The 16,612-nt window shown below is 74.9% G+C and carries 12 protein-coding genes; 9 read left to right on the forward strand and 3 right to left on the reverse strand.

Annotation, left to right across the window (positions count from 1 at the left end; all coding sequences use genetic code 11):
* Nucleotides 1–26: 26 nt before the first annotated feature.
* Complete coding sequence (locus ACZ6O2_RS22040; protein ID WP_350703627.1) at nucleotides 27–560, reverse strand: hypothetical protein; 534 nt, start codon at nucleotides 558–560, stop codon at nucleotides 27–29.
* A gap of 139 nt (nucleotides 561–699) precedes the next feature.
* On the opposite strand from ACZ6O2_RS22040, the gene thrB reads away from it, so the two are divergent.
* The 3 genes from thrB (at nucleotide 700) to ACZ6O2_RS22055 (ending at nucleotide 7,718) form a co-directional block, all read left to right on the forward strand.
* Entirely contained in the window at nucleotides 700–1,644 is a 945-nt protein-coding gene (thrB, locus tag ACZ6O2_RS22045) for a homoserine kinase (protein ID WP_350703625.1), read from the forward strand.
* Between the two features lie 294 nt (nucleotides 1,645–1,938).
* Nucleotides 1,939–3,909, forward strand: coding sequence for a transcription termination factor Rho (gene rho / locus ACZ6O2_RS22050; RefSeq protein WP_466024109.1), 1,971 nt, complete (start codon nucleotides 1,939–1,941; stop codon nucleotides 3,907–3,909).
* Between the two features lie 350 nt (nucleotides 3,910–4,259).
* On the forward strand, nucleotides 4,260–7,718 hold the full coding sequence (locus ACZ6O2_RS22055) for a phosphodiester glycosidase family protein (RefSeq protein WP_466024110.1): 3,459 nt from the start codon (nucleotides 4,260–4,262) through the stop codon (nucleotides 7,716–7,718).
* Nucleotides 7,719–7,833: 115 nt separating this feature from the next.
* On the opposite strand, the gene ACZ6O2_RS22060 is transcribed toward ACZ6O2_RS22055, so the two are convergent.
* Nucleotides 7,834–8,730 carry a phosphatase domain-containing protein gene (locus tag ACZ6O2_RS22060; RefSeq protein WP_350703620.1) on the reverse strand — a complete coding sequence of 299 codons (897 nt, stop codon included), beginning with the start codon at nucleotides 8,728–8,730 and terminating at the stop codon, nucleotides 7,834–7,836.
* A gap of 298 nt (nucleotides 8,731–9,028) precedes the next feature.
* On the opposite strand from ACZ6O2_RS22060, the gene rpmE reads away from it, so the two are divergent.
* A complete protein-coding gene (rpmE, locus tag ACZ6O2_RS22065) occupies nucleotides 9,029–9,253 on the forward strand; it encodes a 50S ribosomal protein L31 (RefSeq protein ID WP_350686436.1) in 225 nt (74 codons plus the stop codon).
* Between the two features lie 106 nt (nucleotides 9,254–9,359).
* Nucleotides 9,360–10,448 carry a peptide chain release factor 1 gene (gene prfA, locus ACZ6O2_RS22070; RefSeq protein ID WP_466024111.1) on the forward strand — a complete coding sequence of 363 codons (1,089 nt, stop codon included), beginning with the start codon at nucleotides 9,360–9,362 and terminating at the stop codon, nucleotides 10,446–10,448.
* Nucleotides 10,449–10,474: 26 nt separating this feature from the next.
* On the opposite strand, the gene ACZ6O2_RS22075 is transcribed toward prfA, so the two are convergent.
* Entirely contained in the window at nucleotides 10,475–12,025 is a 1,551-nt protein-coding gene (locus tag ACZ6O2_RS22075; protein WP_466024112.1) for a GGDEF domain-containing protein, read from the reverse strand.
* A gap of 43 nt (nucleotides 12,026–12,068) precedes the next feature.
* Here ACZ6O2_RS22075 and prmC point away from each other — a divergent pair, with 43 nt between their 5' ends.
* The 4 genes from prmC (at nucleotide 12,069) to ACZ6O2_RS22095 (ending at nucleotide 16,595) form a co-directional block, all read left to right on the forward strand.
* A complete protein-coding gene (prmC, locus tag ACZ6O2_RS22080) occupies nucleotides 12,069–13,046 on the forward strand; it encodes a peptide chain release factor N(5)-glutamine methyltransferase (RefSeq protein ID WP_466024113.1) in 978 nt (325 codons plus the stop codon).
* Nucleotides 13,046–13,690 carry an L-threonylcarbamoyladenylate synthase gene (locus ACZ6O2_RS22085; protein ID WP_350704136.1) on the forward strand — a complete coding sequence of 215 codons (645 nt, stop codon included), beginning with the start codon at nucleotides 13,046–13,048 and terminating at the stop codon, nucleotides 13,688–13,690. Before prmC ends, ACZ6O2_RS22085 begins: the two co-directional genes overlap by 1 nt.
* A complete protein-coding gene (locus tag ACZ6O2_RS22090) occupies nucleotides 13,691–14,302 on the forward strand; it encodes an arsenate reductase/protein-tyrosine-phosphatase family protein (RefSeq protein WP_466024114.1) in 612 nt (203 codons plus the stop codon). It abuts the gene before it with no gap.
* 181 nt (nucleotides 14,303–14,483) lie between these two features.
* The gene (locus ACZ6O2_RS22095) at nucleotides 14,484–16,595 is read left to right on the forward strand and encodes a transglycosylase domain-containing protein (RefSeq protein ID WP_350703610.1); all 2,112 of its coding nucleotides are present in this window, start codon (nucleotides 14,484–14,486) and stop codon (nucleotides 16,593–16,595) included.
* Nucleotides 16,596–16,612 lie beyond the last annotated feature (17 nt).

Consider the following 16,612-nt stretch of genomic DNA (forward strand, 5'->3'; position numbering starts at 1 on the left):
TCGGTCAGCGCTGTCCCGCCCGTCGGTCAGCGCTGTCCCGCCCCGCCCGTGGGCGCGTCCGGCCGGGTCAGGCCGTCCCACTGCGTCGGCGCGTGGCCGGGGACCGCCGTGGGCCACCCCGGCGCGGGCTGTCCGGCCGCGGTCGGCGCGGGCCCGGGGGTCGGTGCGGGCCCGGCGGGCGGCCAGCCGCCCGAGGGGGCGGCCGCCGTGCCGGTCGCCCGCCGCCCGGCGAGCACCGCCGCGATCACCAGGCCCAGCCCGAGGGGGTACGCCACGGCCATCACCACGCTGTACGCCGTGTTCACCAGCTGGAACTCGCGCCACCCGAAGTCGGCGTCCTCGGAATATCCGAAGCTGCCGTCGATCAGGCCGGGAGCCAGCAGGATCCAGGCGAGGGTGAGCACCGAGCTGACGAGCAGCACGCCGAGGCCGAACAGGGCCAGCAGCCGGGGCCGTCGGGGCAGCCGACGCCCCGCCGCCACGGTCAGCACGAGGCCGACCAGCAACACCAGCATCGTGGGCGCCTGCGTGGCCAGCGTCGTCGCCAGGTGTCCGAGCACTCTGCCTCCCGTCGTCGTCGGTCGGGTCAGGCTAGCGGAACAGCGCCGGGCCGGATCACCCACGCGGTGCCGGCGGCGGCCCCGTCCCACCGGGCGGGCGGACGGCCGCGACGTCGGTGCGGAGCCCTAGCATGAGCCAGTGCCGACGACATTCGCCTCCGGTCCGGTCCGGGTCCGGGTTCCCGCCACCAGCGCCAACCTGGGGCCGGGCTTCGACGCCCTGGGGCTCGCCCTGGCCCTCTACGACGACGTGGCCGCCGAGGTCACGGCGGGGGGCGTCACGGTGGTCGTGACGGGGCAGGGCGCCGGGGAGCTGCCGACGGACGACCGGCACCTCGTGGTGCGCGCCATGCGGGCGACCTTCGAGGCGCTGGGCGGCCAGCCGGCGGGCCTGGCGGTGGAGTGTGTCAACCGCATCCCGCAGGCCCGGGGGCTGGGCTCCTCGTCGGCCGCGATCGTCGCCGGCGTGCTGCTCGCCCGGGCGCTGGTGACCGACGGGGAGACCCGGCTGGACGACGCCGCCGCGCTGCGGCTCGCCGCCGGGATCGAGGGCCATCCGGACAATGTGGCGCCCTGCCTGCTCGGTGGCTTCACGCTGGCCTGGACGGAGCCGTCCGGGGCCCGGGCGGTGTCGCTGCCGGTCGCCGCCGGCGTACGGCCGACGGTCTTCGTGCCTCAGGAGCGCGGCCTGACGGCGGCGGCGCGGGCCGCGCTGCCGGCCACCGTGCCGCACGGGGACGCAGCGCTGAACGCCGGACGCGCCGCGCTGCTGGTGCACGCGATGACCGCCGAGCCGGCGCTGCTGCTGCCGGCCACCGTCGACCGGCTGCACCAGGACTACCGCGCGGAGGGGATGCCGGGCAGCGCGGCCCTGGTCAGGGCGTTGCGTGAGGTCGGTGTGGCGGCTGTGATCAGTGGGGCCGGGCCGACCGTCCTGGCCCTGGACGGGTTGCCGGAAGGCTATGATCCGGGAACAGACTGGCAGGTCTGGCGGTTGGACCCGGACGGGCACGGAGCACGGGTTGCCCGGGGTAGACTCGGACACGCGGAGCGGGACCCTGTTGCCGCAGGTCGGAAGAGTTGATTACGCTCTAGACTTAGCACAGCCGCGAAGCATGCGATCTTCCTGCGGGTCGGCGCACCCCCGAAGCTTTCGGCGGTCAGCCCGTCACCCCTGCTTAGGCCCACGCCGCACCGCAGTCTTCACAGGTCGCCGCAGACGGCGAGACCTGCTCACCGACGTCGGTGAGTCGGGAAACCGACCGGCTGCTGTGTCACAGACTCCCGCGACGCGTCCATGCGAGGCGGGTGCACCGAGGCCGCCCGGCCACCTTGTTTCGACCCCGGGCAGTCCCGGCCTATCGAGGGAAGGAATCCATTGAGCGACACCACCGACGTGACGTCGGATGTTTCCAACGTCGCTGGCGATGCCACCACCGCCGCCGCCCCCGCCCGTCGTCGGCGCAGCGGCACCGGCCTGTCGGCGATGCTGCTGCCGGAGCTGCAGAGCCTGGCTGCGTCGCTCGGCATCTCGGGCACGGCTCGGATGCGCAAGGGCGAGCTGATCAGCGCGATCTCCGAGCGGCAGGGCGGTGCCACCACCGGGACCCCTCGACCGCGGGCCGAGGTCGTGGCCGCCGCCGCTCCCGCCCGTGAAGAGGTCCGCGAGACCACCGAGCGGCCCGAGGCCGAGCGGCGGGCCGCGGAGCAGGCCCCGGCGGAGCCGGCACCCGTCGAGACCGAGGCTCGTCCCCGGACCCGGCGCAGCCGGGCAGCCGCCGCCGAGGCGCGGGCCGCCGAGGCCCGTCCCGCCGAGGCCCGCACGGAGGAGGCCGAGGCCGGCGAGCGTGCCGACCGGGGCGAGGGCCGTGGCCGCGAGCGCGCGGAGCGCGTCGAGCGGGCCGAGCGTGCGGAACGCGTTGAGCGTGGCGAGCGGGCCGAGCGCGGCGAGCGGGCCGAGCGCGGCGACCGTAACGAGCGGGCCGAGCGTGGCGAGCGGGGCGACCGCAACGAGCGCGCCGAGCGGGCCGAGCGGGGCGACCGCAACGAGCGGGGCGACCGGGGCCAGCGCGCCGAGCGCGACGCCGACGGTGACGACGACGGCGAGGGCGGCGGCCGGCGCGGCCGGCGCAGCCGGTTCCGGGACCGTCGCCGCGGCCGTGGCGAGCGGGCCGAGGGCGGCGGCGAGGGCGGGCGCGAGCCGCAGGTCGGCGAGGACGACGTGCTCGTCCCGGTGGCCGGCATCATCGACGTGCTCGACAACTACGCCTTCGTGCGGACCACCGGCTACCTGGCCGGCCCGAACGACGTCTACGTCTCGATGTCCCAGATCAAGAAGTACGGTCTGCGGCGCGGTGACGCCATCACCGGTGCGGTGCGCGCCTCGCGCGACGGCGAGCAGCGGCGGGACAAGTACAACCCGCTGGTGCGGCTGGACACCATCAACGGGATGGAGCCGGACGAGGCGAAGCGCCGGCCGGAGTTCTACAAGCTCACCCCGCTCTACCCGCAGGAGCGGCTGCGGCTGGAGACCGAGCCGCACATCCTCACCACCCGGGTGATCGACCTGGTCATGCCGCTCGGCAAGGGCCAGCGCGCGCTGATCGTGTCGCCGCCGAAGGCGGGCAAGACGATGGTGCTGCAGGCCATCGCGAACGCGATCACGCACAACAACCCGGAGTGCCACCTGATGGTGGTGCTGGTGGACGAGCGCCCCGAAGAGGTCACCGACATGCAGCGGTCGGTGAAGGGTGAGGTCATCGCGGCGACGTTCGACCGTCCGCCGCAGGACCACACCACGGTGGCGGAGCTGGCGATCGAGCGGGCGAAGCGCCTGGTCGAGCTGGGCCACGACGTGGTCGTGCTGCTCGACTCGGTGACCCGGCTCGGTCGGTCGTACAACCTGGCGGCGCCGGCCAGCGGCCGGATCATGTCGGGTGGTATCGACTCCACCGCGCTCTACCCGCCGAAGCGCTTCCTGGGTGCGGCCCGCAACATCGAGAACGGCGGCTCGCTGACCATCCTCGCCACCGCGCTGGTGGAGACCGGGTCCATGGCGGACACGGTCATCTTCGAGGAGTTCAAGGGCACCGGCAACGCGGAGCTGAAGCTGGACCGGAAGATCGCCGACAAGCGCACCTTCCCGGCCATCGACATCCACCCGTCCGGCACGCGCAAGGAGGAGATCCTGCTCGCGCCGGAGGAGCTGGCCATCATCCACAAGCTCCGCAAGGTGCTGCACTCGCTGGACTCGCAGGCGGCGCTGGACCTGCTGCTCGACAAGCTCAAGCAGACCCGCACCAACATCGAGTTCCTGATGCAGATCGCCAAGTCGACGCCGGGGGAGTGACCCTCCCCGGGTGAGACCGACGAGAAGGGCACGGCCACCGCGGCCGTGCCCTTCTCGCGTTCCCGGGCGCCCCGTGCCGTCCGCCCGCCCGCCGTCCGTCCGCCCACGACAGTCGCATTCGGTCACCACGCCCGTCGCGCGCTCCGTCTGGCTGTGTCGAGTACGGGCTCGGTGGCAGTGCGCGCTGTCGAGCTGCGGGCGGACTCGCGGACACCGACGCGGCTCCTCGCAGGCGGGGCGGGGAGCGGCTCCGGTTGGTCGTGTGGACGGGGCACCGGGGGGTGGAGTTTTCCTTCGGTTTGGTTGACAGGTATTGAAACTTCTATTCACAGTCCGGTTGACTGTGGCCCATGCGTACCCGCAGACGATCTGCCCGTCTCGCCGGCGTCCTGCTGTTGACGCCGCTGCTCACCATGGCCGGCACCGTGCCGGCGACCGCCGGTGCGCCGGATCCGGCCACCGACCCCTCCGCCACCGCGGCCGAGGACGCGCCCCGCGCCTCCTCGTACCCCGCCGACTCCGTCACGCTCTCCGGCGGCATCGAGCCAGCCGGCGGCCTGGAGACCGCCAAGACCACCCGCCCGGTCGCCCCGGGCCTCCAACTCACCTCCTTCGACCGGTACGACGCCGACGGCTGGCTGCGCGCCGACGCGCTCACGGCCGACCTCACCGGCGGCGTCACCGTCGACTACGTGAACTCCGGCGCGGTCAGCCGGGCCGAGCCGCTGCGCCGCGCCGTGGACGCCTCCCGCGCGGTCGCGGCGGTCAACGGCGACTTCTTCGACATCAACAACTCGGGCGCCGCCCAAGGCGTCGGCATCCGCGACGGCGAACTGGTCCAGTCCGCGGTCAGCGGGCATCGCAACGCCGTCGCGATCACCACCGAGGGGCTCGGCCGGGTGATCGAGGTCAACTTCGACGGCAGCGCGACGCTGCCCACCGGCCCGGTGACGCTGACCCAGTTCAACAACATGATCCAGGCGAACGGGATCGGCGTGTTCACCGCGCTCTGGGGGTCGTACACCCGGGAACGCGCGGTCGCCGGCGCCGCCCGCGTCACGGAGGTCACGGTGGTCGACGGCCGCGTCGCCACCGTCGCCACGACGGCCGGCAGCGGGCCGATCCCGGCCGGCACCACCGTGCTGCTCGGGCGCGACTCCGGCGCGGACGCCCTCGCCGGGCTGCGCCCCGGCGACCCGGTGACGGTCGCCTGGCAGCCCAAGGCCGCCGACGGCAGCACCCTGCATGCGGCGGTCGGCGGCGGCAACGTGCTGGTCCGGGACGGCGTGGTGCAGAACATCGCCGACGCGTCGCTGGCCCCGCGCACGTCGGTCGGCTTCTCCGCCGACGGCCGGCGCATGATCCTGCTGACCGTGGACGGCCGCCAGGTCGACAGCCGTGGCGTCACCCAGACCGAGATGGGCCGGATGATGGCCGAACTCGGCGCCCACCACGCGCTCAACCTCGACGGCGGCGGCTCGTCCACGCTGCTCGCCCGGGAGCCGGGCGCGGCGGCCGTGCAGGTGGAGAACAGCCCCTCCGACGGCACGGAGCGCGCGGTGCCCAACGGCCTGGCCCTCTACGCGCCCCAGGGCAGCGGCCGGCTCACCGGGTACTGGCTGGAGACCGCCAGCGACCCGACCAGCGCACCCGGCGTCGCGCCGGTGCGCGGCGGCCGCCCCGACCGGGTCTTCCCCGGCCTCACCCGCCGGCTCACCGCCGCCGGCCACGACGAGACGTACGGCCCGGCGGCCGGCGCGCCGAAGTGGCGGGCCAACCCGGCGGCGCAGGGCACCGTCGACCGCGAGGGCACCTTCCGGGCCGGCCTGCCCGGCCGTACCACCGTCACCGCCTGGCGGGACGAGGCCAGCGGCACCCTCGACCTCACCGTCCTCGGCCCGCTGGCCCGGATCGACTCCACCGTGGACCGGGTCGGCCTGGACGGGGCGCAGGGCAGCGCGCTGTTCGGCGTGGTCGGCTACGACGCCGAGGGCAACACCGCCCCGATCGAACCCGCCGACCTGAAGCTCGACTACGACCGGGACCTTCTCAAGATCACCCCGACCGCCGACGGCAACCTCGCCGTCACCGCGCTGCGGGACACCGGCTCGGCGCTGGTCACCGTGCGCGTGGGCGGCAGCAGCACCGTGCTGCCCGTCACCGTCGGGCTCACCGACGTCCCGGTGGCCACGTTCGACGACGCGGCGGCCTGGAAGTTCAGCCAGGCCCGGGCCAGCGGTGCCGTCGCCCCGGCGCCGGGGCGCACCGGCACCGGCCTGAAGATGACGTACGACTTCAGCCAGTCCACCGGCACCCGGGCCGCGTACGCCGACCCGCCGGCCTGGATCGACGTTGCCGGCCAGCCGCAGGCGTTCGGCATGTGGATCCACGGCAACGGCACCGGGGAGTGGCCCAGCCTGCACCTGCACGACGCGCAGAACACCCAGCACGTCCTGCGCGGGCCACTGATCACCTGGAAGGGCTGGAAGTACGTCGAGTTCGCCGTGCCCGCCGGCGTGCAGTACCCGGTGCGGATCCGCCGGTTCTACGTGGCCGAGACCAACGCCGCCGCCCAGTACCGCAGCGAGGTGGTCATCGACGACCTGGTGGCGAAGGTGCCGCCGACGGTCGACGCTCCGGCCGAGGCGCCGCGCACCGACCGGGTGGTGCTCCGCGACGGCACGGTCGACGGCGCGCCCTGGCGCTTCGCGGTCATGTCCGACGCGCAGTTCGTCGCGGCGGACCCGGACAGCGACCTGGTCGCCCAGGCCCGCCGTACGCTCCGCGAGGTCAAGGCCGCGAAGCCGGACTTCCTCGTGATCAACGGCGACTTCGTGGACACCGCGTACCCGGCCGACTTCGCGCTGGCGAAGCAGGTGCTGGACGAGGAGCTCGGCGGGGAACTGCCGTACTACTACGTGCCCGGCAACCACGAGATCATGGGCGCACCGATCGCCAACTTCCGGGCCGCGTTCGGTGACACCGAGCGGGTCTTCGACCACAAGGGCACCCGGTTCGTCACGCTGAACTCGTCGACCGGCTCGCTGCGCGGCGGCGGCTTCGACCAGGTGCGGATGCTGCGCGAGGCGCTCGACTCGGCGGCCGGCGACCCCGCCGTCGGCTCGGTGGCGGTGCTGCACCACCACCCGCCGCGCGACCCGAGCCCGGCCAAGGCCAGCCAGCTCGGCGACCGGAAGGAGGCCGCGCTGCTGGAGCAGTGGCTGGCCGACTTCCAGCACCGCACCGGCAAGGGGGCGGTCTTCGTCGGCGGGCACGTCGGCACGTTCCACGCCGACCGGGTCGACGGGGTGCCGTACCTGATCAACGGCAACTCGGGCAAGAACCCGTCCACCCCGGCCGACCAGGGCGGATTCACCGGGTGGACCGAGTTCGGAGTGGACCCGGTGAGCCCCGCCGAGGCCGACCGGGCCCGGCGGAACCCGCTCGTGGAGGGACCGCGCTGGGTCGCCGCCGAGTTCCACGCGCACGTCGACGGGCTCGCGGTGGCCGCCCCGGCCAGCGTCGCCGTCGACGCCCCGGCGACGGTCACCGCCACGGTGACCCAGCCGGGCGGGCGTACGGTGCCGGTGGCGGCGCCGGTGAGCGCGGACTGGTCCGCCTCGCCGAACCTGCACGTCGGCTCGGCCGCCGGGCTGAAGCCCTGGCACGTGGCCCGCTTCGACCCGGCCACCGGCACGCTCACCGCCCTGCGCCCCGGCGCGCAGGTCACGCTGGCGGTGGAGGTCAACGGCGTCCGGGCCGAGGCGACCGTCACCCTGACCGCCGCCGCCCAGGCCCCCGCCGCCTGAGGGTGAGGAGGGCGCCTTCCTGACGCCCGCGCACAGGAAAGGCCCCCTGCTGGCACCGCCCGAGGCCCGCACCGATCCCGGTGCGGGCCTCGGGTGTCGACGGGGCCCTCCGATCTCAGAAGTCGCCCTCGGCGACCTGGAAGACGGTGAGGCCGAGGGCGCGCCACATCCGCACCACCTGCTGGCGGTCGTCGAAGACGCCGACCACCCGGTAGCGGTCCCTGACCTCGTGCTCGTAGATCTCCTGCTTGACCACCGAGTCCTTGCGGTTGTCGCCGACGGCGCGCAGGTGCAGGTCGAGGTAGGGGACCCCGACGTGCCGGGCCAGCCACGCCTCGGTGGCGGGCCGGGCGGTGGCGTCGCGGCCCGAGCAGAAGACCACCCCGTACCCGGCCGCGTGCATCGCCCGGACCGCCGCGATCACCGCCGGGTTCGGCTCGTCCTCGTCGACCCGGGTCATGTCGTACGGGCTGCGCGAGACGTTCAGCGCGACCGTCCCGTCGATGTCGACCAGCACGATCTCCGGCGGCCCGGTCGACGGGGCGTGCACCGTGGCCGGCCGCCCCGTCCGGGCCTGCGGCACCGGCAGCGGCAGCGCGCGCCCCTCCAGGTAGCGCTCGTGCAGCCGGCGGATCCACGCCTCGCCGACCCGGTCGGCCTCCGGGCGGGCGGCGTCGCGGCGCAGGCACTCCGCCAGCGGCACGTCGGTGAAGTCGTGCACCTCGAACTCGGCGCCGTGCCGGGCGGCCAGGTCGGCCCAGTCCCGCAGGGTCCGCGACCGCAGGTTGGTGTCGTCGACGCAGACGTCCGCCCGGGCCCGCAGCAGCGCCTCGACCTGCGCCCGCTGCACGACGGTCACCTGCCACTCCGCCCACTGGGTGAACAGCCGCTCGCCGTGCAGCATCCGGCGCAGGTCGTCCCGGTTGACCCGGACCACGGACGGTTGCAGCGTCCGGGCGAACGTGGTCTTGCCGGAGGCGGGGAGTCCCCGGGTGGCGATCAGGCGGGCCATGGCTCCTCCGTGTCGTACGTCTCGGTGGCCGGCGGGCCGTGGCCGCCGTACCCCGGGCGGGGCACGAACGGCGGGCGGCCGTGCCGGGTGAATGCCCGGCCAGGCGGCGGGAATGCGGGAGACGGGGCGCGCGTTGTCGATGCCGGAGCAGCCGTGCGGCCCGATTGCCGGGCCGGCGCCGGCCCATGGCACACTGGTCAATCGGCCACCGGTTCCGGTTCACGCCCGAGCCCGTCGCGCACGAGGCGACGGACACCGACGGCGACCCGGCGACCATCCACGAAAGGACCGAGGCGACATGAAGCCCAACATCCACCCGGAGTACGTGACCACCGAGGTCACCTGCTCCTGCGGCAACACCTTCAGCACCCGCAGCACCGCCAAGGGCGGCTCGATCCACGTCGAGACCTGCAGCGCCTGCCACCCGTTCTACACGGGCAAGCAGCGCGTCCTGGACACCGCCGGGCGGGTCGCGAAGTTCCAGCAGAAGTACGCCAAGGTTCAGGCCAAGAAGGCCAAGTAACTCCTCGTTCGGCGCCCGCGCCCGGTTTCGTGCCGGTCGCGGGCGTCGTCCGTATCCGCCCCGGTTCCGCCTCCCGTCCCGCCGTCGTCGAAGGAGCTTCCCCCGCATGAGCAGTGAGCGCCTGGCCGCCCTCCTCGACGAGTACGCCGAGCTGGAGAAGCGGCTGGCGGACCCGGCCATCCACGCCGACCAGGGCACCGCCCGCCGGGTCGGCCGTCGGTACGCCGAGCTGGTCCCGCTGCACAAGGCGGCCGGGGAGCTGGAGCAGGCCCGCGCCGACCTCGCCGCCGCCCGGGAGCTGGCCGCCGAGGACCCGTCCTTCGCCGCCGAGGCGGAGTCGATCGCCGCGACCCTGCCGGCGCTCGAGGAGCGGCTGGCCGAGCTGCTGATCCCGCGCGACCCGCACGACGCCAAGGACGTGATCGTCGAGATCAAGGCCGGCGAGGGCGGCGAGGAGTCCGCGCTCTTCGCCGGCGACCTGCTGCGGATGTACACCCGGTACGCCGAGCGGCGCGGCTGGCTCACCGAGGTGATCGACGCCCAGGACTCGGACCTCGGCGGGGTGAAGGACGTCTCGCTGGCGATCAAGACCAAGGGCGTGCCCGAGGGCGGCAACGGCGTCTGGTCCCGGCTCAAGTGGGAGGGCGGCGTGCACCGGGTGCAGCGCGTCCCGGTCACCGAGTCGCAGGGCCGGATCCACACCAGCGCCGCCGGCGTGCTGGTGCTGCCCGAGGCCGAGGACGTCGACGTCACCATCGACCCGAACGACCTGCGCATCGACGTGTTCCGCTCGTCGGGTCCGGGCGGCCAGTCGGTGAACACCACCGACTCGGCGGTGCGGATCACCCACGTCCCGACCGGCATCGTGGTCTCCTGCCAGAACGAGAAGTCCCAGTTGCAGAACCGGGAGCAGGCGATGCGGATCCTGCGCGCCCGGCTGCTGGCGGCGGCCCAGGAGCAGGCCGACGCGGCCGCCTCGGACGCCCGCAAGGCGCAGGTGCGCACCGTGGACCGCTCGGAGCGGATCCGCACCTACAACTTCCCGCAGAACCGGATCACCGACCACCGGATCGGCTACACCGCGTACAACCTGGACCTGTCCCTCGCCGGGGACCTGGACGGCGTCCTCGACGCCCTGACGGAGGCCGACCGCGCCGCCCGCCTGGCCGGCGACACGGAGCTGACCCGCCGCTGACCCGCCGGGCCGAGGAGAAGGCGGGGTCAGGAGGCGCGGGGGCGGGTCTTCGCGCGGAGCATCTCGCGGTCGGCCGCCTCGAAGGCGGCGCTGAGGGCGTCGCGCAGGCCGGGGCCGGTGGCGCCCACCTCCGCGAAGCCGACGCTGACCCCGACCGGCGTGCCGGGCACCAGCGACTCCCAGTCCTCCGCCCGCACCGCGGCGTCGATCCGGCGGCCCACCTCGGCCGCCTCGGCCATCCCGGCGTGGGGGAGCACCACCACGAACTCGTCGCCCCCGTAGCGGGCCACGAAGTCGCCCCGACGCATCACCCGGTTGATCACCCCGGCGACGCGCTGGAGCACCAGGTCGCCGGAGTGGTGCCCGTGCCGGGTGTTGACCGCCTTGAAGCCGTCCAGGTCGCAGACGCCGATCACCACCCGGTCGCCGCCGGCGACCACCGTGGCGATGTAGCGCTCCAGCCGGCGCCGGTTGGGCAGCCCGGTCAGCGGGTCGGTCAGCGCCTCGCCCTCGAAGCGGGCCGCCTCGCGGCGCATCTCCTCGTGGTCGATGCGGGCGGCGATGCCGTCGATGTAGACGTCCCGGAGCCGGTCGTTGCGCTGGGCGGCCAGCCGGAACGCCAGCCGGTCGGCCCGGTGGGCCGCCGCGTGGTCGCCGGAGCGGGCCAGGGCGATGCTGCGCAGCCGCGCCGGCTCGGCCGCGCCCAGCGTCTCGCTGGAGACCTGGACGGTGTCCAGCCGGGTGACCGCCTCGATCGGCCGGCCCTCGGCGACGGCGAGGCAGACCTGGCCGAGCTGGCGCATGTCCCGGGCCCGGGCGCTGTCCCCGCCGTGGCCGAGCAGCCGCGCCGGGGCGGCGTCCGTGCCGACCTCCAGCCGGTCGCCCAGGGCCCCCCGCCGGGCGGCGGCGTAGCCGTACGCGGCCAGGCTGCTCGGGCGCAGCCTCCCGGCCCGGCCGCTGCGCAGGAACCGCTCCAGGTCGGCGGCGACGTCCCGCAGCACCCGCAGGCAGCCGTCGCTGTCGCCGTTGTGGTCCAGCGCCACCGCGTTGCGCAGCCGGATGCCGGGGGCGGCGAACGTCTCCTCCGGGATCCCGGCGGCCGTCCCGAGCTGCCGGGCCCGCTCGATGGCGCCGAGGGCGTAGCCGTGGAAGCTGAGGTAGGAGTAGGCCATCGCGAGGTCGTGCCAGCCCCACGCGGTGTCCCGGTCGGGATCCGGCACCGCGCCCAGCGCCCGGGCGGCCTTCACCAGGTGCGTGACGCAGCGGTCCAGCGCGCCCTGGTGGTGCGCGGCGAGCGCGGCCAGCGCGTTGAGGTGCCCGTGCAGGTAGGGCTCGGCGAGGTCGCGGACCGCGCTGGAGGCCTCCTCGACCGCCCGCGTGTACTCGGCCGTCCGGCCCAGGTTGATCACCGCCGAGAGGCGCTGCACCAGGGCGTCCGCCCGCGCGTACGGGTCGGTGGTGGTGCCGATGACGCGGTCGAGGATCGCGTACGCCTCGGCGGAGCGGCTGGACTCCTGCAACGCCCGCGACCGCGTCAGGGCGTCAACCTGGTCGGTGACCCGGTCGAGCCAACCCACCCGCGACCTCCTGTCGGTGTGCGCCCGGACGCATCCGCTCGTGATGTCCGGGGCGACGCCTCATGATTATCTCGTGACGACCGCACCGCAACAGCCGTCCGAAGGGACGAGACGACAACGCCCTTCCGTGGCGGTGTCCCGGGCGGCCCGGGCGCTGGCCGAGGCCGGCGTCGAGGCGGCCCGCGCCGAGGCGGAGCAGTTGGCCGCGTACGTGCTGGGGGTGCCCCGGGGGCGGCTCGCGCTGGCCGACGACCTCACCGCCGACCAGCTCGACCGGTTCGACGGGCTGGTCGCCCGGCGGGCCGACCGGGAGCCGTTGCAGCACCTCACCGGCGTCGCCGGCTTCCGGCACCTGGAGCTGGCCGTCGGGCCGGGTGTCTTCGTGCCCCGGCCCGAGACCGAGCTGCTCGCCGGCTGGGGGATCGCGCGGGCCGGGCTCCTGGCCGCCCCGGTGGTGGTGGACCTGTGCAGCGGCTCCGGCGCGATCGCCCTGTCGGTCGCCCAGGAACTGCCGGCCGCCCGGGTGGTGGCGGTGGAACGCTCGGCCGACGCGCTGCCCTGGCTGCGGCGGAACGCGGCGACCCGGGCGGCGGCGGGGGACCGGCCGATCGAGGTGGTGGCGGCGGACGTCACCGCCCCGGACCTGCTGGCCGACCTCGTCGGCCGGGTCGACGTGCTGCTCTGCAACCCGCCGTACGTGCCCTCCGACGTGCCGGTGCCGCCGGAGGTGGGTCGGCACGATCCGGCCAGCGCGGTCTTCGGCGGGGCGGACGGCCTGGCGGTGATCCGCCCGGTGGTCGCCCGGGCGGCGGCCCTGCTGCGCCCCGGCGGGGCGCTCGGCGTCGAGCACGACGACACGCACGGCACGGCGGTGCCCGACCTGCTGGCGGCGGACGGCCGGTTCGAGGCGGTGGCCGACCACCCGGACCTGGCCGGGCGGCCCCGCTTCGCCACCGCGTCCCGCCGGGCGGACGGCCCGCACGCCGCCGCCCACGAGGCGTGGCAGACTGACTCCTCGTGATGCTCTACGACTGCCGGTCGCCCGCCGACCGGGACCGCGGCATCGCTGCGGCCATCGAGGCGGTCAAGAACGGCGAACTCGTCGTCCTGCCGACGGACACGGTCTACGGGATCGGCGCGGACGCGTTCACCCCGTACGCGGTCAAGGCCCTGCTGGACGCCAAGGGCGGCCGGCACGTGCCGCCGCCGGTGCTGATCGGCTCCCGGCACACCCTCGACGGCCTGGTCTACTCGCTGCCCCAGGCTGCGCGGGACCTGGTGGAGGCGTTCTGGCCCGGCGCGCTGACCATCGTCGTCGAGCACTCGCCGAGCCTGCGCTGGGACCTCGGCGACACGTCCGGGACGGTGGCGGTGCGGATGCCGCTGCACCCGGTGGCGCTGGAGGTGCTGCGCGAGACCGGCCCGATGGCGGTCGCCTCGGCCAACAAGACCGGCCAGCCGGCCGCGCTCACCGCCGAGCAGGCCCGCGACCAGCTCGCCTACTCGGTGCGGGCGTACCTGGAGGCCGGGCCCTGCCCGGACCCGGTGCCGAGCACCATCGTCGACCTCACCGGCGAGGTGCCGCAGGTCCTCCGCCAGGGCGCCGTCCCGCTGGAGAAGCTGCGCGACGTGGTGCCGGACATCCTCGTCGGCCAGGGGGTCTGAGTGCCGCCGTTCACCGTGTTGCACGTCTGCATGGGCAACATCTGCCGATCCCCGATGGCCGAGCGGCTGCTGGCCCTCGCCGTCCGGGAGCGGCTGGCCCGGCGGGAGGCCGACCCGGGCCGCGCCGAGGAGCTGGTGCACAGCCACAGCGCGGGCACCGGCGGCTGGCACGCCGGTGAGGAGATGAACCCGCCGGCCGCCCGCCAGGTCACCACCCGGGGCGGCAGCACCGACGGCTTCGCCGCCCGCAAGCTCCGCTCGGACCACATCGACGCCGCCGACCTCGTGCTCACCGCCACCGCGGACCAGCAGGAGTACGTGGTGGCGCTGCGCCCCGACGCCGCGGCGCGCACCTTCGTGCTGGGCGAGTTCGGCCGGCTGCTCGCCGCGGTGGACGCGGCCGGGCTGCCCCCGGCCGAGGCCACCCCGGAGGGGGTGTACGCGCGCGGCGTGGCGCTGGTGGCGGCCGCCCACGCCGCCCGCGAGGGCACCACCGCTCTGCCCACCGACGATCTCGACGACCCGTGGGGGCGCGGCGACCAGTGCTTCAGCCGGGTGGCCGACGAGATCGAGGAGACCGTCCACCCCCTCGCCACCGCGCTCCTGCCGTAACCGCCGCGCCTCGCCCCGGGCAGGCTCCGTGGCCGTCCACCCGCGCCGCCGGGCTTGTGCCGTAATCCGCCGGAGTTACCCTCGCGCGTGAGTTTCCTGCGGGTTTGGGGGAAAGGGGCGGTGGAGAGGGCCTTTCAGGTCATTCTGGGTGGGTCCTGACCGGCTCCTGCGGGGAGAGCTGATGACCCGGGCACACCTCGAAAGACTGTTCACCGTGCTGCTCGCCGGCGTGCTCGCCGGCGTGGCGCTCGCGGCGGCGGCCCTGCCGACCGCGCTGGTGTTCGGCATCGGGTTCTCGGCGCTCGCCGCGCCGTACTCGGAGCTGCCCAGCACGCTGCGCACGCCGCCGACGGCCCAGCGCTCCAACCTCTACGCCGACGACGGCACCACCCTGATCACCTCCTTCTACCAGGAGGACCGGGTGGACGTGCCGCTGGCCGAGGTCGCGCCGGTGATGCGGCAGGCGATCATCGCCGCCGAGGACGTCCGGTTCCACGAGCACAGCGGGGTCGACCTGCGCGGCGTGGTGCGGGCCTTCACGGTCAACCAGGGCAGCGGGGAGACCCGGCAGGGCGCGTCCACGCTGACCATGCAGTACGTCCGCAACGTGCTCAGCAACGACCCCCGGCTCAGCGAGCGGCAACGCGCCGCCGCCACCGAACTCAGCACCGCCCGCAAGATCCAGGAGATGCGGTACGCGCTGGCCCTGGAGCGGGAGCTGACCAAGGACGAGATCCTCGCCCGCTACCTCAACATCGCCTACTTCGGGGCCGGGGCGTACGGGGTGGCCGCCGCGAGCAAGCGCTACTTCTCCAAGGCGCCGGCGGATCTCACCCTGGCCGAGGCCGCGCTGCTGGCCGGGCTGGTCCGCTCCCCGCACACCGACGACCCGATCAACGGCGACGCGGACGCGGCGCTCGCCCGCCGGGGGCACGTGCTGGACCGGCTGGTCGAGTCGGGGCAGGTCCCGGCCGCGGCGGCGGACCAGGCCCGGGCCGAGCAGTTGCACCTGCGCCCCAGCCAGACCCCGAACGACTGCACGGCGGTGCCGGAGGAGCACGCCGACTGGGGCTTCTTCTGCGACTGGTTCACCCGCTGGTGGAACGCCCAGCCGGCGTTCGGCGCGACGGTCGACGAGCGGCAGCTCACGCTGCGCCGGGGCGGCTTCACCATCGTCTCCTCGCTCGACCCGGCCGTGCAGCGCGCCGCCACCGAGCAGGTCCGCCGGATCTACTCCCTGGACGACCGCCGGGCGGCGCCGACGGCGGTGGTCCAGCCCGGCACGGGCCGGGTGCTCGCCATGGCGGTGAACCGGAACTACAGCGTGGCCGGCAACCCGGCCGGGCAGAAGAACCACCCGAACACGGTCAACCAGTTGGTCGCCGGGGGCGGGGCGATCGACGGCTACCAGGCCGGCTCGACGTTCAAGATGTTCACCATGCTGGCCGCGCTGGAGTCCGGGCTTCCGCTGGACACGGAGTTCGACGCGCCGGAGCGGATCGTGACCGGCTTCCCGTCGACCGGGGCGGCGAGCTGCGACGGGTACTGGTGCCCCCAGAACGCCAACAGCGACATGGACGGCGAACACACCATGTGGACGGCGTTCGGCAGCTCGGTCAACACCTACTTCGCCTGGCTGGCCGAGCGGGTCGGCGCGGACCGCGTGGTGGAGATGGCCGAGCGGCTCGGGATCGTGTTCCGGGCCGGGGACGACGCGCGGCTGGCCCGCCACGGGGCGCGCGAGTGGGGGCCGTTCACCCTCGGCGTCTCCGCCACCACCCCGCTCGACCTCGCCGGCGCGTACGCGGCGGTGGCGGCCGAGGGGATGTGGTGCGCGCCGCTGCCCGTCGTCTCGGTGACCGACGCGGCGGGCCGGCCGGTGGCCGCCGCGCGGCCGGACTGCCGGCAGGTGGTCGACACCGACGTGGCCCGGGCGGCGGCCGACGCCGCCCGCTGCCCGGTCGGCGACCAGTCGATGTACCGGGAGTGCGACCGGGGCACCGCCGAGGGGCTGCGCCGGCAACTCGGCCGCCCGGTGGCCGGCAAGACCGGCAGCTCGGACGGGTACGCGACCGAGACCGTGGTCGCCTTCACCCCGCAACTGGTGGTCGCCTCGATCGCCACCAACCCCGACGACCCGCGCGACGCGGTCGGCCAGCGGGTGCAGGGGCAACTGGTCGAGGCGGTGGGCGAGACGCTCTCCTTCGCCCTGCGCGACGAGCCGGTCCGGGACTTCGTGCCGCCCAGCGAGGCGACCGCCTTCCGGATCACCGGCGCCCGCACGGGCAACTGACCCACCCCGGGCGGGCG

This window comes from Micromonospora sp. NPDC048040 (genome assembly GCF_055587185.1).